Annotated in this window: 17 protein-coding genes; 3 read left to right on the top strand and 14 right to left on the bottom strand. The window is 71.6% G+C overall.

The features are described from left to right. Positions 1-4: 4 nt before the first annotated feature. Genes acnA through Aple_RS00135 form a run of 10 tightly spaced genes read right to left on the bottom strand, consistent with a single transcriptional unit; the run spans position 5 to position 11,509 of the window. On the bottom strand, positions 5-2,623 hold the full coding sequence (acnA, locus tag Aple_RS00180) for an aconitate hydratase AcnA (RefSeq protein WP_155342348.1): 2,619 nt from the start codon (positions 2,621-2,623) through the stop codon (positions 5-7). Further along, the gene (locus tag Aple_RS00175) at positions 2,620-2,925 is read right to left on the bottom strand and encodes a putative quinol monooxygenase (protein ID WP_155342347.1); all 306 of its coding nucleotides are present in this window, start codon (positions 2,923-2,925) and stop codon (positions 2,620-2,622) included. Before Aple_RS00175 ends, acnA begins: the two co-directional genes overlap by 4 nt. After that, entirely contained in the window at positions 2,913-3,971 is a 1,059-nt protein-coding gene (locus tag Aple_RS00170) for an Ldh family oxidoreductase (protein ID WP_155342346.1), read from the bottom strand. Before Aple_RS00170 ends, Aple_RS00175 begins: the two co-directional genes overlap by 13 nt. Then, complete coding sequence (gene otnC / locus Aple_RS00165; protein ID WP_155342345.1) at positions 3,968-4,579, bottom strand: 3-oxo-tetronate 4-phosphate decarboxylase; 612 nt, start codon at positions 4,577-4,579, stop codon at positions 3,968-3,970. Before otnC ends, Aple_RS00170 begins: the two co-directional genes overlap by 4 nt. After that, a complete protein-coding gene (gene otnK, locus Aple_RS00160; protein ID WP_155342344.1) occupies positions 4,576-5,793 on the bottom strand; it encodes a 3-oxo-tetronate kinase in 1,218 nt (405 codons plus the stop codon). The genes otnC and otnK overlap by 4 nt, the downstream gene beginning before the upstream one ends. Then, the gene (locus tag Aple_RS00155) at positions 5,790-6,434 is read right to left on the bottom strand and encodes an aspartate/glutamate racemase family protein (RefSeq protein WP_155342343.1); all 645 of its coding nucleotides are present in this window, start codon (positions 6,432-6,434) and stop codon (positions 5,790-5,792) included. Before Aple_RS00155 ends, otnK begins: the two co-directional genes overlap by 4 nt. After that, positions 6,431-7,507 carry an isocitrate/isopropylmalate dehydrogenase family protein gene (locus tag Aple_RS00150; protein ID WP_155342342.1) on the bottom strand — a complete coding sequence of 359 codons (1,077 nt, stop codon included), beginning with the start codon at positions 7,505-7,507 and terminating at the stop codon, positions 6,431-6,433. Before Aple_RS00150 ends, Aple_RS00155 begins: the two co-directional genes overlap by 4 nt. A gap of 8 nt (positions 7,508-7,515) precedes the next feature. Further along, on the bottom strand, positions 7,516-8,625 hold the full coding sequence (locus Aple_RS00145; protein WP_155342341.1) for an ABC transporter ATP-binding protein: 1,110 nt from the start codon (positions 8,623-8,625) through the stop codon (positions 7,516-7,518). Then, complete coding sequence (locus Aple_RS00140; RefSeq protein WP_155342340.1) at positions 8,618-10,366, bottom strand: ABC transporter permease; 1,749 nt, start codon at positions 10,364-10,366, stop codon at positions 8,618-8,620. The genes Aple_RS00145 and Aple_RS00140 overlap by 8 nt, the downstream gene beginning before the upstream one ends. A gap of 21 nt (positions 10,367-10,387) precedes the next feature. Then, positions 10,388-11,509 (bottom strand): ABC transporter substrate-binding protein, encoded by a 1,122-nt coding sequence (locus Aple_RS00135; protein ID WP_155342339.1) that lies wholly within the window; start codon positions 11,507-11,509, stop codon positions 10,388-10,390. Positions 11,510-11,748: 239 nt separating this feature from the next. Between Aple_RS00135 and Aple_RS00130 the strand changes: the two genes are divergently transcribed. Genes Aple_RS00130 through rraA form a run of 3 tightly spaced genes read left to right on the top strand, consistent with a single transcriptional unit; the run spans position 11,749 to position 14,085 of the window. After that, the gene (locus Aple_RS00130) at positions 11,749-12,447 is read left to right on the top strand and encodes a GntR family transcriptional regulator (protein ID WP_155342338.1); all 699 of its coding nucleotides are present in this window, start codon (positions 11,749-11,751) and stop codon (positions 12,445-12,447) included. Further along, positions 12,440-13,597 carry an MFS transporter gene (locus Aple_RS00125; RefSeq protein WP_155342337.1) on the top strand — a complete coding sequence of 386 codons (1,158 nt, stop codon included), beginning with the start codon at positions 12,440-12,442 and terminating at the stop codon, positions 13,595-13,597. The genes Aple_RS00130 and Aple_RS00125 overlap by 8 nt, the downstream gene beginning before the upstream one ends. A gap of 11 nt (positions 13,598-13,608) precedes the next feature. Continuing rightward, on the top strand, positions 13,609-14,085 hold the full coding sequence (gene rraA, locus Aple_RS00120; protein ID WP_155342336.1) for a ribonuclease E activity regulator RraA: 477 nt from the start codon (positions 13,609-13,611) through the stop codon (positions 14,083-14,085). 6 nt (positions 14,086-14,091) lie between these two features. On the opposite strand, the gene panD is transcribed toward rraA, so the two are convergent. The 4 genes from panD to Aple_RS00100 all read right to left on the bottom strand — a co-directional run bounded on the left by panD (position 14,092) and on the right by Aple_RS00100 (position 17,570). Beyond that, a complete protein-coding gene (panD, locus tag Aple_RS00115; protein WP_155342828.1) occupies positions 14,092-14,514 on the bottom strand; it encodes an aspartate 1-decarboxylase in 423 nt (140 codons plus the stop codon). 131 nt (positions 14,515-14,645) lie between these two features. Continuing rightward, the gene (locus tag Aple_RS00110) at positions 14,646-15,818 is read right to left on the bottom strand and encodes an MFS transporter (protein ID WP_155342335.1); all 1,173 of its coding nucleotides are present in this window, start codon (positions 15,816-15,818) and stop codon (positions 14,646-14,648) included. Continuing rightward, the gene (locus tag Aple_RS00105) at positions 15,818-16,777 is read right to left on the bottom strand and encodes an electron transfer flavoprotein subunit alpha/FixB family protein (protein ID WP_155342334.1); all 960 of its coding nucleotides are present in this window, start codon (positions 16,775-16,777) and stop codon (positions 15,818-15,820) included. The genes Aple_RS00110 and Aple_RS00105 overlap by 1 nt, the downstream gene beginning before the upstream one ends. 13 nt (positions 16,778-16,790) lie before the next feature. Then, positions 16,791-17,570: an electron transfer flavoprotein subunit beta/FixA family protein gene (locus tag Aple_RS00100; RefSeq protein WP_155342333.1), complete on the bottom strand. Its 780-nt coding sequence runs from the start codon at positions 17,568-17,570 to the stop codon at positions 16,791-16,793. Positions 17,571-17,573: the final 3 nt, after the last annotated feature.

The following is a 17,573-nucleotide window of genomic DNA, read 5'->3' as shown; positions in this document are numbered from 1 at the left end:
GGCCTCAGCCGGTGGCCTGGTCGGCCACCGGCGATGGCGTCAGCAGGTCGCGCAGGACATAGGGCAGGATGCCGCCGTGCCGGTAGTAGTCCGCCTCGCGCTGGGTGTCGAGGCGGACGCGGGCCTGGAACGTGATGTCGTCGGCGGTGACCGCGAGCGTCGGCGGAAGCCGCCTGCCCGCGTGCGAGGCGAGGCCGCGGACGGCGAAGACTTCCCGGCCGGTGAGGCCGAGCTCGTCGGGACCCTGACCGGGCAGGAACTGCAGCGGAAGGATGCCCATGCCGACCAGGTTCGAGCGGTGGATACGTTCGAACGACTTCGCGATGATGGCCTTCACCCCCAGCAGCGCGGGTCCCTTGGCGGCCCAGTCACGGGAGGACCCGGCGCCGTAGCCTTCTCCGGCGATCACCATGGCCGGGACCGAGGCGGCGTGATAGGCGCGAGCGGCGTCGTAGACGCTCGTGAGCCTGCCGCCGTCGAGGAAGTTCGGGGTGAGGCCGCCCTCGGTTCCCGGGGCGAGCTGGTTGCGCAGGCGGACGTTGGCGAAGGTTCCGCGCATCATGACCTCGTGGTTGCCGCGCCGGGAGGCGTAGGTGTTCAGCTGGGGGCGTGGCACGCCGAGCTCGGTGAGGTAACGGCCGGCGGGACTGCCCGGCAGGATGGCCCCGGCCGGTGATATGTGGTCGGTAGTGATGAAGTCGCCCAGCTTGACCAGCACGCGGGCGCCGGTGATGTCGGCAGGGGGCGAAAGGTGCGGCGAGATGCCGTCGAGATAGGGGGGCCTGCGCACGTAGGCGGAGCCGGGATCCCAGGGGTAGGTGGCCGAGCTGGCGACGTCCAGGCCCTGCCATCGTTCGTCTCCGTCGAGGACGTCGGCGTACGCGCGGGTGAACATCCGCGGCCGGATCACCTTCTCGATGACGTCGCGCACCTCCTCCGCCGCGGGCCACAGATCGCGCAGATAGACGGGCCGGCCGGTGGTGTCGGTGCCGAGGGGCTCGGTGGTGAGGTCGATGTCCATCGTGCCGGCGATGGCGTACGCGACGACGAGCGGGGGCGAGGCCAGGTAGTTGGAGCGGACTTCGGGCTGGATGCGGCCCTCGAAGTTGCGGTTGCCGGACAGGACCGCGGCGACGTCGAGATCGTGTTCGCCTACGGCCCGCGACACCTCGTCGATGAGCGGTCCGGAGGCTCCGATGCAGGTCATGCAGCCGAAGCCGGCCAGGGTGAAGCCGAGCCGCTCCAGGTAGGGGGTGAGGCCCGCTTCGGTGTAGTAGTCCATGACGACCCGCGAGCCGGGTGACAGGGTCGTCTTCACCCATGGTTTGGCACGTAGCCCGCGTTCGGCTGCCTTTTTGGCGAGCAGCCCGGCCGCGATCATGACGGAGGGGTTGGAGGTGTTGGTGCAGGAGGTGATGGCGGCGATGGCGACGGCGCCGTGCCCGATCTCCTGGCCGCTGTCCGCGAGCCGCGCCCGCGCGGGCGGGTGGGCCTGGGCGCGGAAGGCTGACTTGGCGGCGTCGAGGGGGATGCGGTCCTGCGGCCTGCGAGGGCCGGCGATGGACGGGACGACGCCGGCCAGGTCGAGGTCGAGGTCGGCGGTGTAGGCGGGCGACCGCTCGGGATCATGCCAGAGACCTTGCTCTTTGGCGTAGGCCTCGACCAGGTCGGCATGGTGCGTCTCGCGGCCGGTGAAGCGCAGGTATCGGATGGTTTCCGCGTCGATGGGAAACAGCGCGGCGGTGGAGCCGAACTCGGGGCTCATGTTGGCGATCGTGACCCGATCGGTGACCGGAAGCGCGGTGACGCCGGGCCCGTGGAACTCCACGATCATGCCGACCACGCCGTGCCGGCGCAGCAGCTCGGTCAGGGTCAGCACCAGGTCGGTCGCCGTCGCGGCGACGGGCAGTTCGCCGTGCAGGCGAACCCCCACGACGTCGGGCACGGGGATGGAGACCGACTGGCCGAGCATCACCGCCTCGGCCTCGATGCCGCCGATGCCCCAGCCGAGCGTGCCCAGACCGTTGACCATGGTGGTGTGGGAGTCGGTGCCCAGGCACAGGTCCGGGTACGCCTCGTCGCCGTGCCGCATGACCACGCGGGCCAGGTGCTCGACGTTGATCTGGTGCATGATGCCCTTGCCCGGCGGCACCACGGTGAAGCCGCGCATGGACGCCTGCCCCCAGCGCAGGAAGCGGTAGCGTTCGGCGTTGCGCTCGTGCTCGAGCTCGGCGTTGCGGGCCAGGGCGTCAGGGCGGCCGAAGACGTCGGCGATGATGGAATGGTCGACGACCAGCTCGGCGGGGATGGCGGGGTTGACGCGGCCGGGGTCGCCGCCGAGCGCGGCCATGGCGTCCCGCATGGCGGCCAGGTCGGCGAGCGCGGGCACGCCGTTGGTGTCGTGCAGGAACACCCGGGCGGGGTGCAGGTCGACGGCGGCGGTTCGTTCGGCGCGCGGCTCCCATCCGGCCACGGCCCGCACCTGCTCGGCGGGCGCGCCGTGGCGCAGCAGGTTCTCCAGCATGATGCGCAGGCTGTAGGGCAGCCGGGCCACAGAATCAACGCGGTGGTCAACACGATGGATGCGGTAGCGGCGGGATCCCACCGTGAGGAAATCGGTCATGTGATCTGCCCTTGCAGCGAGACGGGACGGCAGAAGGTGTTGCGATGATCCTCGACGCATGCCTCGGCCACCCGGCGCCAGCCGGCGTAGTGCGGTGTGGAGCGGTGCTCGGTGTAGAAGGCCGCTTCGTCCCGGTAGATCTCGTACAGCAGGAACCGGTGCGGGTCTTCGTCGCTGCGCAGCACGTCGAAGCGCAGGCAGCCGGGCTCCTGGCGGCTGGCCCGGGCGTTGGCCTGGATGCCGTCGAGGAAGGCATCCAGCCGGTCGGGCCGCACCTGGAGGTTGACGATCACGACGAACATGCGGCCCCCGTCCACTCGGGCCGGGCGACTCCGCACCCGTCGGCCAGTCGTTCGAGGGCGCGCAGGGTCCGGTCGGGCAGCCGCACCCCGGCGGCGGCCGCAGTGGCCGCGTTGCGGTCCTCGATCTCCCCGGGGTAGAAGATCTCGTCGAAGCCCGGCGCGAGTGGCACGGCTTTGACGCGGTCGATGAGGTCGTCGAGCCGCCGCGTGTAGCCGCCGGGGTCGGCCACGGCGTCGAGGCGGAGGGCGAGCAGCAGATGGCCGCAGCCGCTGCGGCGGTCGGGCACGTACGGACCGGCCACGTCGGTGGCGTAGGAGCTGCCGGTGAGCACCCCGGACAGCATGTCCATCATGAGGGATATGCCGTATCCCTTGTGTCCGGCCATGGGCAGGATGAGCCCGTCGATCGCCTGCCGCGGGTCGGTGGTGGAGGCGCCGTCCGCCGCCTGTGCCCAGCCTTCGGGAATCGGCTGCTCCCGCTCCAGCGCGGCGTAGATCTTGCCGCGGGCCACCGTGGTGTTGGCGATGTCCAGCACGACCGGGCCGCGCCGGCCGCCGGGGACCGCGACGGACCACGGGTTGGCGCCCACGGCCTTCTCCCGGCCGCCCCAGGGAGCCATGGCGGGACTGCCGTTGGTGGTCAGGACGGCGACGCACCCCTGTGCGGCGATCATGCGGGTGAAGTAGGCGGCGGTCCCGAAGTGGTTGCTGTTGCGGACCGCCACCACGCCGACGCCGTGCTCTCCCGCCCGCCGTACGGCGTCGCGGGCCGCGTGCGCGGTCACGACCTGGCCGACGCCGTCCTGGCCGTCCAGTACGGCGACCGCGCCGCCGTCGATCACGGTGGCCACGTCGGTCACCGCGCGCATGGCGCCGGAGCGCAGCCGGGCGGCGTACCACTCAAGGCGCAGCATGCCATGCGAGGGATGTCCCCACATGTCGGCCGTGACCAGGCTGTCGGCCACGAGTCCCGCGTCCTGCTCCGGGACACCGAGCGAGGTCAGGACCGCGGTCCCGAAAGCGATCAGCTCGGGCGGATGGATCATGTGAGGCTCCTGACCTGTTCTGGCGTGAGTGGACGGATGGGACGCTCGCGCAGGAGCAGCCACAGGCGCGCCGTCTCCTCGAGCTCCTCCACCGCGTCGGCGGCGGAGCCCAGGTCACCGCCCGCGACGATCGGCCCGTGGTTGGCCAGCAGCAGGGCGTGTGCCGTACGGGCGGCTCGCTCGGCGATCGGACCCAGTGCCGGGTCGCCCGGCGCGTGATAGGGAAGCAGCGGCAGCCGCCCGACGCGCATCACGTAGTAGGCGGTCAGCGGCGGCAGCGCGTCGTCCGGGTCCAGTCCGTCGTGGCAGGACACGGCGACCGAGTAGGTGCTGTGCAGGTGGACCACCGCGCCCGCGGCAGGGCGGGCCCGGTAGAGGGCGGCGTGCAGGAACGCCTCCTTGGACGGGCGCGGCCCGCTCAGGTGCTCCCCCGCCAGGCTGACGAACGACAGCCCATCGGGCGACAGGTCACCTAGCGACCCGCCGGTGGGTGTGATCAGGAGGCCGTCCCCGGAGCGGGCGCTGATGTTGCCCGTACGGCCGTGCGTCAGCCGCCGGTGGAACAGGGACGCCCCCAGGTCCGCGATCTGCTGGGATATCTCGGTCATGGTGCTTCCACGGCTTGGACGAGCAGGTCGGGGCGGCCGAAGTTGCCGGACTTCAGCAGCAGCGCGAGCGGCGGGCGGCCGGTGGTGAGCAGCCAGGGCACGCCCCGGTCCGCCTCGCCGCCCACCACCGCCCCGGTCACCCCGAGCGCGTTGACCACGGCGCCGGAGGTCTCACCGCCGGCGACGACGATGCGGCGGGCGCCGAGCTGAGCGGCGCGGGCGGCGACGGCGGCCAGCGCCCGCTCCAGCAGCGCGGCCGAGCCGGGCGCGCGTTCTTCCGGCGGAGCCGACGAATAGACCATGACCGGGCCGCCCCCGGCGAGGTGCTCCTCCAGCCAGCTCGTGGCCGTCCCGATCAGGTCGCCGCCGCCGGGGTCGAGCCGGTGCGCGGGCATGCGTTCCCTGGCCAGCGCCACCTGTTCCAGCGTGGCGGCCGAACAGCTGCCGGCGAGCACCACCCCCGGCCCCGGCGGGAGAACGGGCAGGCCGTCGCCGCCGGACGTATCCCAGCGGCTTCCCTCCAGAGCCCCGGCCGCGCGGGCCAGCCCCGCCGCTCCGGTGATGACGGGAAGGTGCGCGGCGGCGCGGGCGACAGTGTCGAGATCGCTGTCGCCGACGGCGTCGGTCACGGCGTAACGGACGCCCCGCGCCTCCAGTGCTTCCAGGGCGGCCCGCACCGCGTCCGGGCCACGCTGGATCGTCTGGTGCGCGACCAGCGCGACGCCGTGCGGGGTCTGCGCGCCGAGCACGCGGACCAGATCGGAATCGGTCATGGGCGTGAGCGGGTGATGCCGCATCGGGGACTCCGACAGCAGCCGGTCGCCGACGAACAGGTGGCCCTGGTAGACGGTCCTGCCGTGTTCCGGCGAGGCCGGGCAGACGACGGTCAGCCGCCCCCCGGCCGCGTCGGTCAGCGCGTCGGCGACCGGGCCGATATTGCCCTCGCCGGTGGAGTCGAAGGTGGAACAGTACTTGAAATAGATCCGCCGGACGCCCAGCTCGGCGAGCCGCTCTCGCGCCGCCAGCGACGCGGCCACGGCCTCCGGCGCGGGTATCGAGCGGGTCTTGAGCGCGACGACGACGGCGTCGCAGTCCGGTATGTCCGCCCCAGTGCCGAACAGCAGCACCGTGCGCAGTCCCGAACGGCGCAGGGCGGCCGCCACGTCGGTGCCGCCGGTGTAGTCGTCGGCGACGCAGCCGAGCCAGGCGCTCATGCCAGCGCCTCACGCAGCGCCCGCGCCGCCATGTGCGGCGGGCTGAGGACCGGCACGCCGAGCCGCTCGGCGAGCGCGGCGTGCCCGGGACTGATCGAGTACTGCGCGAGCAGGACCAGGTCCACGCCGCCGAGGCGAGGCCCGGCGGCCCGCGCCAGCGCGTCGGTCAGCTCCGGCCAGTCGCGGGCGGACGCCGCGGCGGCGGCCCCCGTCGCCGCGACCGCGCTCACCTCGACGTCCACCACATCCTTCAGCCGCCGGGCGGAGTCCTCCGCCGCGGACTCGAGCGAGCCGACCAGGAGAACCCGGCCGGGACGGCGCCGGGCGACCTCGGCGAACATCGCCTCGTCCGAGCCGGTGACCGGCACGTCGTGCAGCCGGCGGGCGATCCCGGCCACCGGGCCGTACATCGAGCAGGTCAGCAGCACGGCGTCGGCGCCGCCGCGCACCGCGTAGTCGACGAGGGCGAGCATCCGTCGCCGCAGGGCGGGGGTCATGCCGCCCGCGGCGTCGGCCTCCGTCACCAGGCGGTCGTCCAGCAGGTGCCAGGCCGCGGCCTCCGGGAACGCCTCGCCGAGCCCGTCGGCGGCGGGCTGGAGGGAGGCCGGCGTGGCATTGATCAACGCGACCGTGGGCCTCATCGCGCCTTCTTGACGCCGGCCGCCACGGCCTCGGCGAACGCGCGGGTCCCCGTCGTGCCGCCCATGTCCCTGGTGCGGGTGCCGGCGCCGACCGTGGTGGCGACCGCCGCGTCGATCAGCGCGGCGGCCTGGGTCAGGGCGGGGTCCTGGCGGCGGGTGCCGAGCCAGTCGAGCAGCATGGCGCTGGAGAGGATCATCGCGATGGGGTTGGCCACGTCCTGCCCGGCGATGTCCGGGGCGGAGCCGTGCGCGGCCTGGGCCATCGCGCGCTCGTGGGAGGCGTTGATGGACGGGGCGATGCCGAGCGACCCGGCGATCTCGCCCGCCAGGTCGGACAGGATGTCGCCGAACATGTTCTCGGTGACGATCACGTCGAAGTCGTTCGCCCGCCGCACCAGGTGCACGGTCATGGCGTCGATGTGGAAGTCGTCCACGGCCACGTCCGGGTAGCGGGCGGCGACCTCGCGGCAGACGTCGCGGAACATGCCGGTGGTCAGCTTCAGCACGTTCGCCTTGTGCACGATGGTGAGCTTTCCGCGCCGGCGGGAGGCCAGCTCGAACGCCTCCACGGCGATCCGCTCGACCGCGGGGCGGGTGATGATGCCCATGGCGATGGCCACGTCCGGGCTGGGCATGAACTCGCCGCTGCCCCGATAGGTGCTGCGGTCGGCGTAGAAGCCCTGGGTGTTCTCCCGGACGATGACCAGGTCGGTGCGCGGGACGATCGCGTACGCGCCCTCGAGGGACTTGGCCGGCCGGATGTTGGCGAACAGGTCGAAGTGCTTGCGGATGGTGCCGCTGGGGTTGAGCTTGCCGCGGTGCGGCTCGGGGTAAGCGGCGCTGTCGTGCGGTCCGAGCAGCCAGGCGTCCAGCTCGGCGAGCGCGGCAAGGGTCGACGCGGGCACCGCGTCGCCGTGGGTGTCGATGGCCGAGGCGCCCAGCGGCAGCTCCACCCAGTCCACTGGTGGCGCGCCCGCCGCGGCGAGCGCGGCGTCCAGGACCAGTACGGCCGCGGGGACGATCTCGGGGCCGATGCCGTCACCTTCGAGTACGCCAAGACGGTAGGAAGTCACGGGGGTCCTTAGTGAGAGACGGTGATGAGCGCTTCGGCGTCCTTCGGCAGGACGTCGGTGGTGGGATAGACGAGGCAGGCGGCCGGGTCGGCGAGCAGGGTGACCTCCCCCGCCAGGCCGGCCCGGCCGCTCTCCACCTGGATGACGTGGTCGCCCAGGCGGAGGTCGTACTCGTAGCGGGAGCCGATGTAGGAACTGGTGAGCACCTGGGCGGTCAGCACGTTCACGCCGGAGGGGGCGGCGCGGTCGGCCGAAAGGATCTCCAGCCGTTCGGGGCGGATGGCGACGCTGACCCGCCGGCCGATGTCGGCCGTTCCGGGAAGAACGGCCCAGGTCTGACCGGTGCAGTCCAGCCGCACCTCCGCCTGGCCGGTCATCGTGCCGGTGAGGAAGTTGCACCGGCCGACGAAGGCGGCCACCCGCGCGGTCGCGGGCGTCTCGTAGATCTCCTTCGGGGTGCCGATCTGCACCATGTCGCCCTCGGACATCACCGCGATGCGGTCGCTCAGGGCCAGCGCCTCCTCCTGGTCGTGGGTGACGTACACGGTGGTGATGCCGAGTTCCGCCTGCAGCCGCTTGAGCCAGGCCCGGGCCTGCTCGCGCAGCTGCGCGTCCAGGTTGGACAGCGGCTCGTCCAGCAGCAGGACGCTGGGCGAGTAGACCAGCGCGCGGGCGAGCGCGACGCGCTGCTGCTGGCCGCCGGACAGCTGGTGGGGGTAGCGGTCCTTCAGCTCGGCCAGGCCCACCTTGCCCAGCGCCTCGGCGATGAGCTCGTCCTGCCGGCGCCGCTCGACTTTGCGGATCTTGAGCGGCATGGCGAGGTTCTGGGCGACCGTCATGTGCGGCCACAGCGCGTACGACTGGAACACCATGCCGAGGTTGCGGCCCTCCGGCGGCACGAACGTGCCGGAGTCGACGAAGGTGGCCGGGCCGACCGCGATGCTTCCGCTGGTCGGCCGCTCCAGCCCGGCGATGCACGCCAGTGTGGTGGACTTGCCGCAGCCGCTGGGGCCCAGCAGGGTGAAGAACTCGCCGTCGGCGATGGTGAAGGTGATGTCATGCAGTACGGCGTTGCCGCCGAACCGCTTGGACAGGCGGGAAACCTTGACCTCAGGCATCGTTGCGTCCCTTGAGAAGTAGTCCGGCGAGTCCGACGAAGGCGGCCGTGATGGCGATCTGCAGGCTGGCCAGCGCGGCCACCGAGCCCGTGTTGCCCTGGACCCACAGTTCGAGCATCGTGGTGCCGATGATGTTGGAGTCCGCCGAACCCAGGAACACCGCCGGCGAGTACTCCTTGAGCAGCGTCACGAAGGTCAGAATCAGCGCGCCGGCGAAGGCGGGCCGGAGCAGCGCCGCCAGGAGCCGGGTGAACGTGCGGACCCAGTCCGCGCCCGAGACCCGGGCCGCGTTGTCGAGTTCCGCGCCGATCTGCATGATCGACGGCGAGATGGAGCCGAACCCGCTGGGCAGCGCGCGCAGCCCGAAGCCGATGATCAACGCCCACAGCGTGCCCTGGATCAGGGTGCCCAGCCCGAAGGGGGCGAAGGCCAGCGCCCAGAACAGGCCGATGCCGACGATGATGCCGGGCATCGCCTGCGGGGCGAGCGCCAGGTACTCCACCGCGCGGGCGAAGCGGAAACTCGACCGCCTGGCCACCATCACCGCCAGCAACGACAGCCCGCTGACCAGCACGGCGCCGATGGCGGCCACCAGGAGGCTGTTGACGATGGACTGCACGTACACCGGATAGGTGAAGATCCGCTCATAGTTCGCGCCGGTCAGGGTTTTGAACGGCGACTGCAGGGGGGTGAACACCAGCGTGAAGGAGCGGAACACGAGCCCGCCGATGGGCACCAGGGCGCCCATCACCACGTAGCCGGCGATGAGGACGGCGCTCAGCCACTTCAGCCAGCCCAGGTCCAGGCGTCGCGGCCGGGTGGCCTTGCCCCGCACGGACACGAACCGCTGGGCGTTCTTCAGCAGCTTGGCCTGCAGCGCGACCAGGCTGACCGTGACCAGCAGGATGATCGCCGACGCCGCGCCCAGCACGCCGTAGTCCGGATTGATGGACTGCAGCCCGTTGCGATACAGGAACGTGGAGAACACGTCGATGCCGACCGGCTGTCCGAACAGCAGCGGCACGCTCAGCGTCTCGACCGACATGCTGATCACCAGGATCGAGCTGTAGACGATGGGCGGGCGCAGCATCGGCAGGATCACCGAGCCCAGGATGCGCATCGGGCCCGCCCCGCACACCTGCGCGGCGGCCTCCAGGGAGGCGTCGCTCTGGCGCAGCGCGTTGGCGCAGAAGGTGTAGACGATCGGGGACAGCGCCACGGCCTCCGTGACCGCCATGCCGGGAATGGAGTACAGGTTCCACGGGAGGAAGCCGAGGATCTGGCGCACCTCGACGCTGACGAAGCCGGCCGGGCCGTACATGGTGATCCAGCCGAAGCCGAGGATGAGCGAGGAGATGAAGAACGGCCACTGCATGGCGGCGGCGAAGACGCGGCCGCCGGGCAGCTTGGTGCGCACCACGACCATGGCCATGGGGACTGCGATGAGCAGGCTGAGGACGGTGGTGAGCCCGGCGAACAGCGCGGTGTTGAGCACGACGCGGCCGAAACCCGCCTCGGTGAACAGCCGCACGTAGTTGTCCACGCCCAGGACGCCGCCCGCCTCGTACAGCGGGCGGTCGAGGAAGGACTGGTACAACGTCGGGACGACCGGCGCCAGCACCAGGACGGCCAGCAGGAGCAGCACGCTGTACTGCAGCCAACTCTCCCGGGAAAGCCCGAGGGGCCGGCGATAGCGCGGCGGGGGATGCACCGCCGGACGGGGCGGGGACACGGTGGTCATCTCGATCCTTTCGCTGCTCGGTCAGCGACCAAGCAGGCCGTTCCACTTGTCGGTGAAGGATTTGACCTCGTCGTCGGGGACCTTGGCGTACTTCGCGAGGATGATGTTGGCCTCGCCCACGGATGTGACGAGTTCCTGGTAGGTGTGCCGTCCGCCCTCGGCCGCGATTCCCTCGCGGTAGGAGGTGAGCCCGCCCTCGGCCACCGCCGCCTGGCCCTCCTGCGACAGGACGAAGTCGACGAACAACTTCGAGGTGGCCGGATGCGGAGCCTTGGCGGCCAGGCCGATGCCGCGCGGCAGCGCGACGGTGCCGTCGTCGATGAAGGAGATCTCCAGCAGGCCGCCGCTCTTGGCCACCGCCGGGTAGGCCGGGGCGGCGCTGACGAAGAACCCGGCCACGTACTCCCCCGAGGTGATCTTCTCCAACTGGGTGCCGGACGAGGTCTCCGGCCTGGCCAGGGGCAGAACCGACTGCAGCGACGTCCAGGACTCCGGGCGGGCGGCGGCGAAGGCGTGGGAGACGGTGAAGCCGAACGCGCCGCTGACATCCCGTGTGGTGATCTTGCTCTGGTACTGGGCGGGGTCCTTGGCCAGGATCGCCGCCAGGCTCTTCAATCCGGTCGGCTTCTCCGGGAGCAGCGAGGTGTTGTACGCGATGGACATCGGGTCGATCGACATCGCGTACACGTTCGGCAGCAGTTCGGCGAAGTCCGGCAGCTTGTCCTTCTCCGGGGAGGCGTACGCCATGAGCGTGCCCGGCCTGGCGGCGAAGTCGGCCCACGCCTGAGCGGCGTTCGACACGATCAGGTCGGCCGGAGAGTTGCCCGTGGCCTGCTCGCTCAGCACGCGCTGGAACACTTCGTCGCTGTCGAGGTTGTTGGCCGCGATCTTCGTCACCCAGGGGTACTTCTTCTGGAAGTCCCGGAAGATCGGCGCCCAGTTCTCCTGGTCGGTGTTGGAGTAGATGGTGAGCGTGCCGCCTTCCTGCTCGGAGGCCTCGATCAGCCGCGGGTAGTCACCCGGGTAGTACGACGGCGCCTGCCCGGTGGCGATCGGGTCGGCCGGCGGTTCCGGCGCCGCCTCGCCGCAGGATGTGATCAGGCAGAGCGCGAGTACGGCGGTGCCGAGGCGAAGTGTGGTCATGTGCTGTCCTCCTAGACCAGGCGAGGCTGGCCGCCGTCGCCTGCGATGGCGCACACTCTGCTTCGTTATAACCTATGACGTCAACCCTTCGTTTCCAGAATGTAACGCGATGAACATCCTGGATGCCTTATAGGGACGCTGGCCAGCCCTACCGGACATCCAGCGCTAATGGCAGGCACTTGCCGACAGGGCGGGCCATCGGTGTAGGTTATAACCGCCCCTCATGAGACAGGACTGCGATGAGCGAACCAGCGGCCGAGCCCTACACGACCAAGGCGGACTACGCCTACGTCCGGGTCAAGGAGCTGATCCTTTCCGGGGAGCTGATTCCAGGCTCGGTCATCGCCCAGGCCCAGCTGGCGCGCGGGATCGGCATCAGCACCACCCCCCTGCGCGAGGCCCTGCGCCGGCTCAAGAGCGAAGGACTGGTGGAACTCGACGCCCACCGCGACGCCCGCGTCGCGCCCCTGGCCGCGGAGGAAGCCCGCGACCTGCTCGAAATGCGCCGCTCCCTGGACCCGCTGGCCGTCGCGCTGGCCGCGGAACGCCGCACCAAATCCGACATCGCCGAGATACGCGCCACCGTCGAGGGCCTCAAGCCACTACCCGGCAACCCCGCCTACGAGCAGCTCGTCGCCCACCGCAAGTTCCACGCCGCCCTCTACTTCGCCTCGCACAACGATCTGCTCATCCAGGTGCTCGACAGCCTGTGGGACAAAGCCGACCGCTACCGCCGATTCGCCCTGCAGGTCGAGCGCAGCCAGGAGGCCCGCGACCGCAAGGCCGCCGAACACGAGGCCCTGGTGGAATACGTGATCGCGGGCGACGCCGAGTCCGCCGCCGCCGTCATGCGCGAGCACATCGACACCAGTCTCGGCGCCCAGGCGGCCTGGCGCCTGCGTAAGTACCAGCCCGACCAGGGCGAGGGAGATGCCTGAGCGCCGGCATCGGCTCGCCGCCCTGCTGGCCCACGCGGTCGGCACCCAGATGATCACCTTCGTGCTGCGACCCAGCCTGTCCTACCGCGCCATCGAGCTCGACGTGCCGGCGGCCTGGCTCGGCGTGCTCGGCGCCAGCTTCGCCGTCGCGCCGCTCCTGCTCGCCCTGCCCGCCGGGCACGCCACCGACCGCTACGGCGAACGCCGCGTCGCCGTAGCGGGGGCGCTCCTGCTCACCGCGGCCGCGGTCGCCTTCGTCGCGCTCAGCGACACGGTCGCCGGGCTGGTGCTGGCGGGGATCCTGCTCGGCACCGGCCATCTGGGCAGCGTCATCGCCCAGCAGGCCCTGGTCGCCAACACCACCGAGCGCGGCCGCCACGACACCGCCTTCGGCCACTACACCTTCGCCGCCTCGCTCGGCCAAGCCGCGGGCCCGCTACTGATCGCCGCGTTCGGCGGTGAGGGCGCCATCCCCGACACCGGCCGCATCTTCGCCTGGTCGTGCGTGCTGGCCCTCGTCCTGCTCGTTCTGTCGGCGCTGCTCCCGCCCCGGCGCCCCTCGGCACGCACCCACGCCGACGGCGGCGATCTGCGGACGCTGCTGCGCCTGCCCGGTCTGGCGCACGCGCTGCTGACCAGCTGCGTGGTGCTGGCGGCCATCGACATCACCCTGGTCTACCTGCCCGCGCTCGGCACCGAGTACGGCCTGACCGCGAGCGCCGTGGGCCTCCTGCTGACCATCCGGGGCCTGGCCTCCATGGCCTCGCGCTTCTTCCTCGGCCGCCTCGCGCGCGCGGCCGGCCGGCGCAGGCTGCTGGTCGCCAGCACCCTGGCCGCGTCCCTGGCCATGCTGCTCACCCCCGTGCCCATGCCGCTGTGGCTGCTGGCCGCCCTGCTCCTGATCGTCGGCTTCGGCCTCGGCGTCGGCCAGCCGCTGACCATGTCCTGGCTCGCCGAGTCCGCCCCCGCGGGGATGCGCGGCAGGGCCATGTCGCTGCGCCTGGTCGGCAACCGCACCGGCCAGGTCCTCATCCCCGGCGCCGCCGGCCTCATGGCGGCCGGCCTCGGCGCCGGCGGCGTCCTGTTCGTGACCGCGCTCAGCCTCGGCTGGGCCGGCGTGGCCGCACGACGGCTTCCCGTCGACCCCTGAAAGGTTCCGCCATGACCATTGTCACCGCTGATCTGTACGACGAGCGCGGCGACCAACTCGACTCCTGCGACCTGCAGCTGCGCCAGTACGGCGGCTGCCACTCCTTCGCCGGCTCGATCGCGACCGTCCGCTGCCACCAGGACAACGCCCTGCTGAAGTCCATCCTGTCCGAGCCCGGCCAGGGCCGCGTGCTCGTGGTGGACGGCGGCGGCTCCCTGCACACCGCCCTGATGGGTGACGTCATCGCCGACCTGGCGATCGCCAGCGGCTGGGCCGGCGTGGTGATCAATGGCGCGGTACGCGACGTCTCCGCCCTGCGCGAGCTGAACCTGGGCATCAAGGCACTGGGCTCCAACCCGCGCAAGAGCGGCAAGCAGGGCACCGGCCAGCGCGACGTCCCGGTCAGCTTCGGCGGCGTCACCTTCCACCCCGGGGCGGAACTGTTCAGCGATGACGACGGCATCCTGGTGACGCGCCAGATCCCGTGAGCTGATTCAGCGCGTCCCGGGAGCCAGGTCGCCCCGGACCAGGCCCGCGCCCTCCGGCACGGCCGCCGGATCGCTGCCGAGGTGGACCGGCCGGTTGTCCTGGTCGACGAAGACGACGCTCGGCTTCAGCGCACCGATCTCTTCCTCGGCCACCAGCGCGTACGCGATGATGATCACGAGGTCGCCCACGTCGATGAGCCGGGCCGCGGCCCCGTTGATCCCGATCACTCCGGAGCCCGCCGGGCCCTCGATCACGTACGTGGACAGGCGGTTGCCGTTGTCGATGTCGACGATGTCGACCTTCTCGCCCTCGACCAGGTCAGCCGCGGCCATCAGGTCCGCGCTGATCGTCACCGACCCGACGTAGTGCAGTTCCGCGTGCGTGACGGTGGCGCGGTGGATCTTCGACTTCATCAGCGTACGGAACATCATCCCCCACAGGGTCTGCGTGGTCCCTCCTGGTGGGCCCCAATAGCGCCTCGATGGTACGTCACCACCAAGGGGTCGCCACCATCCGGGGGCGACCCCTGGTACCGCGGTACCAGCAGGCCGCCGAAGAGTCAGCGTGACGGCATCGCCACCGCCATCACCAGGCCGGACAACACCACGGCGGCCGTCGCGGCGAAAGCCGTCTCATAGGAGAACGAGGACGCCAGCTGCCCGGCCACCAGCGGGCCGACGGCCATACCGAGATCAGCGGTCATCTGGTAGGCGGCCACGACGGTGCCGCCACGCCCCTGGCTGACATCGCCCACGGTGGCCGCTCCGCCGGTGGTGCAGAAGGCGGTGCCCAAGCCCATCAGGGCGAAGGCCGTCAGATAGCCCGCCAGCGTCTGCCAGGTGATGACCATGACGAAGCTGCCGAACACCAGAGTCTGGCCCAGGAGCAGCGAGGACCGGCGGCCCCACATGTCGGCTGCCATCCCGGCGAGGGGCAACGCGATGGCCTGCAGCACCGCGCCCACGGCCAAGCCCACCCCGACCCACACCGCGCTCGCCTTGACCACGAACAGCAGGAACAGCGGCAGCACGGAGACGCGGACCCCGAAGACCGCCCAGCCGAGGCCGAAGTTCGTGGTCAGCACCGCCCGGTAGGACTGGTCCCGGAGCGCCGCGATCACCGTCAGGCGCCCGTCCGGGGCGGCCGCGGGTTTTTCGGAGTCGCGGAGCAGGGCGGCGCGGGCCAGCGCCACGGTGGCGATCGTGCCCGCGATGGCGACGGCGGCGCCGTACACGAAGAACGGCAGCCGGGCCGAGAACCCGAGCAGTCCCCCGCCCAGCACCGGCCCGGTCACGGTGCCGAGGTAGTAGCCCCCTTGGAAGTAGCCGGTCGCCCGCCCGCGGTGCGAGTCGGGAGTCACGCGCAGGAGCAGGTTCATCGCCGACACGGTGTACAGCGCCGAACCGACCCCGCACGCGCCACGGAAGAACAGCAGCAGCGGGTAGTTCCAGGACAGCCCGGCGAGGATGCTGGTGACCGCGAGCAGCGCCATGCCGGTGGTGAGCACCGTACGCTCTCCGAAGCGGTCGACCAGCCTGCCGCCGGGCAGCCCGGTGGCCAGGCGCATGATCGCGAAGGCCGACACCACCGCGCCGACCGCCGCGCTGCCGACGCCGAACTCGCTGGCGAAGACCGGGATCGCCGGAGACTGGATGCCGAACCCCACCGCGACGGTGAACGCGACGACGGCCAGGATCTTGACCTCTCGCGGCAGCTCCCGGAAACCGGACACTAAACCCGCCGCCTGGCGATCTCATCCAGGAGTTGCGGCACCACCTGGAACAGGTCGCCGACCACGCCGTAGTCGGCCAGTTCGAAGATGGGCGCCTCGCCGTCCTTGTTCACCGCCACGATCGTCTTGCTGGTCTGCATCCCCGCGCGGTGCTGGATCGCGCCCGAAATGCCGACGGCCAGGTAGAGCTGGGGTGACACGGTGGCGCCTGTCTGCCCCACCTGGTGGGCGTGCGAGTACCAGCCCGCGTCCACGGCCGCCCGGGACGCGCCGACCGCGCCGCCGAGGGCGTCGGCGAGGCGTTCGATCAGCGTGAAGTGCTCGGCTGCGGCCAGCCCCCGGCCGCCCGACACCACGATCTCGGCCTCGGTCAGCCCGGGCCGGCCCGTGCTCTCCCGGACCGTACGCGACACGATCCTGGTGCGCCGGGACGCCTCGTCCGGCACCAGGCGCGCCCGGGTGAGGGACGGCTCGGCCGGGGCGGGCTCGGGTGCGACGGCGTTGGGTTTGACCGCGATGATCGGCACCCCCCGGGCCACCCGGGAGGTGACGGTGAAACCGGCGGCGAAGGCCCACTGGGTGACGACGGGTCCGTCCGGACCCGGTCGCACGTCCCCGGCGTCGGTGAGCACGCCGCCGCCCAGGCGTACCGCTAGCCGGGCGGCGATCTCCCTGCCGTCGGGTGTGGACTCCGTCAGTACGGCCCGCGGTGGCGTGTCCGCGGCGAGTTCGGCGAGGGCCTGCACCCAGCCGATCGGATACTCCTCGATGTTCTCCGACTCGATCAGGTGCACCCGTTCGGCGCCGTACCGACCAAGTGTCTCCAGCGTCTCGGCGTCGCCCGCGCCGGCGCACACGGCGATCGGCGGGCCGAGCCGGCGGGCGAGCGTGAGCAGTTCCAGACTTGGCTTCCCGACCTGTCCCGCGACGGGCCCGACCAGCACGAAAACCCCTGCCACAACGATCCCTTCCTCAGATGAACTTCTTCGCGGCCAGGAACTCGGCGAGGTACCGCCCGCCCTCGCCCTCGTCCGGCACGGCGGTCCCGGCGACCCGGGGCGGGCGGGGCGTGATCTCGTCCACCACCGTGCGAGCGGCGCCCGCCCCGACCTGGTCGGCGGGCATCCCGAGGTCGGCGAGGGTCCATGTCTCCAGGGACTTCTTCTTCGCCGCCATGATCCCTTTGAAGGACGGATACCGAGGATCGCCGATGCGGTCGGTCACCGAGACCAGCGCGGGCAGGGCCGCCTCCAGGTGTTCGGTCGCCTTCGCGCCCTCACGCCGGATGCTCACGGTGTCCGGCGTCACGGTCACCTCGTTGGCGAAGGTGAGCTGCGGCAGTTCCAGGTGCTCGGCGAGCATGGCCGGCACCAGCGAGGTGCCGCCGTCGGTGGAGGCCATCGCGCACAGCACGAGATCCGGCTCCAGGCGGCGCAGCGCCGTGGCGAGGACCAGGGCGGTGGCCGCCGCGTCCGACCCGGCGATCGCGTCGTCGCTGACGTGCACCGCCGCGTGCCCGCCCATCGCCAGCGCCTTGCGGAGCGCCTCCGCCGCCGGGGCCGGCCCGACGGTCAGATGGGTGACGTGGGTGTCCGGCGCCGCGTCCGCGACCCGGAGCGCCTGCTCGACCGCGTACTCGTCCAGTTCGGAGAGGCGGCCGGGAACGCCTTCGCGGTCGACCGTGTGCCCGGCGGTGAACCGGGGCTGGGAGACGGGGTCGGGAACGTACTTGACGCACACAACGATCTTCATGGG

Source organism: Acrocarpospora pleiomorpha (assembly GCF_009687885.1).
Taxonomy (GTDB): domain Bacteria; phylum Actinomycetota; class Actinomycetes; order Streptosporangiales; family Streptosporangiaceae; genus Acrocarpospora; species Acrocarpospora pleiomorpha.
Note: the sequence above shows the minus strand (reverse complement) of the source record. Positions and strands in the feature narration are given on the sequence as shown.

Bases quoted from the DNA above. Each gene is read 5' to 3' on its own strand.
- Aple_RS00135 (WP_155342339.1), bottom strand. From the start codon at position 11,509: ATGACCACACTTCGCCTCGGCACCGCCGTACTCGCGCTCTGCCTGATC.
- otnC (WP_155342345.1), bottom strand. From the start codon at position 4,579: ATGACCGAGATATCCCAGCAGATCGCGGACCTGGGGGCGTCCCTGTTC.
- Aple_RS00145 (WP_155342341.1), bottom strand. From the start codon at position 8,625: ATGCCTGAGGTCAAGGTTTCCCGCCTGTCCAAGCGGTTCGGCGGCAAC.
- Aple_RS00170 (WP_155342346.1), bottom strand. From the start codon at position 3,971: ATGATCCATCCGCCCGAGCTGATCGCTTTCGGGACCGCGGTCCTGACC.
- Aple_RS00175 (WP_155342347.1), bottom strand. From the start codon at position 2,925: ATGTTCGTCGTGATCGTCAACCTCCAGGTGCGGCCCGACCGGCTGGAT.
- otnK (WP_155342344.1), bottom strand. From the start codon at position 5,793: ATGAGCGCCTGGCTCGGCTGCGTCGCCGACGACTACACCGGCGGCACC.
- Aple_RS00140 (WP_155342340.1), bottom strand. From the start codon at position 10,366: ATGACCACCGTGTCCCCGCCCCGTCCGGCGGTGCATCCCCCGCCGCGC.
- Aple_RS00155 (WP_155342343.1), bottom strand. From the start codon at position 6,434: ATGAGGCCCACGGTCGCGTTGATCAATGCCACGCCGGCCTCCCTCCAG.
- panD (WP_155342828.1), bottom strand. From the start codon at position 14,514: ATGTTCCGTACGCTGATGAAGTCGAAGATCCACCGCGCCACCGTCACG.
- Aple_RS00100 (WP_155342333.1), bottom strand. From the start codon at position 17,570: ATGAAGATCGTTGTGTGCGTCAAGTACGTTCCCGACCCCGTCTCCCAG.
- Aple_RS00125 (WP_155342337.1), top strand. From the start codon at position 12,440: ATGCCTGAGCGCCGGCATCGGCTCGCCGCCCTGCTGGCCCACGCGGTC.
- acnA (WP_155342348.1), bottom strand. From the start codon at position 2,623: ATGACCGATTTCCTCACGGTGGGATCCCGCCGCTACCGCATCCATCGT.
- Aple_RS00130 (WP_155342338.1), top strand. From the start codon at position 11,749: ATGAGCGAACCAGCGGCCGAGCCCTACACGACCAAGGCGGACTACGCC.
- rraA (WP_155342336.1), top strand. From the start codon at position 13,609: ATGACCATTGTCACCGCTGATCTGTACGACGAGCGCGGCGACCAACTC.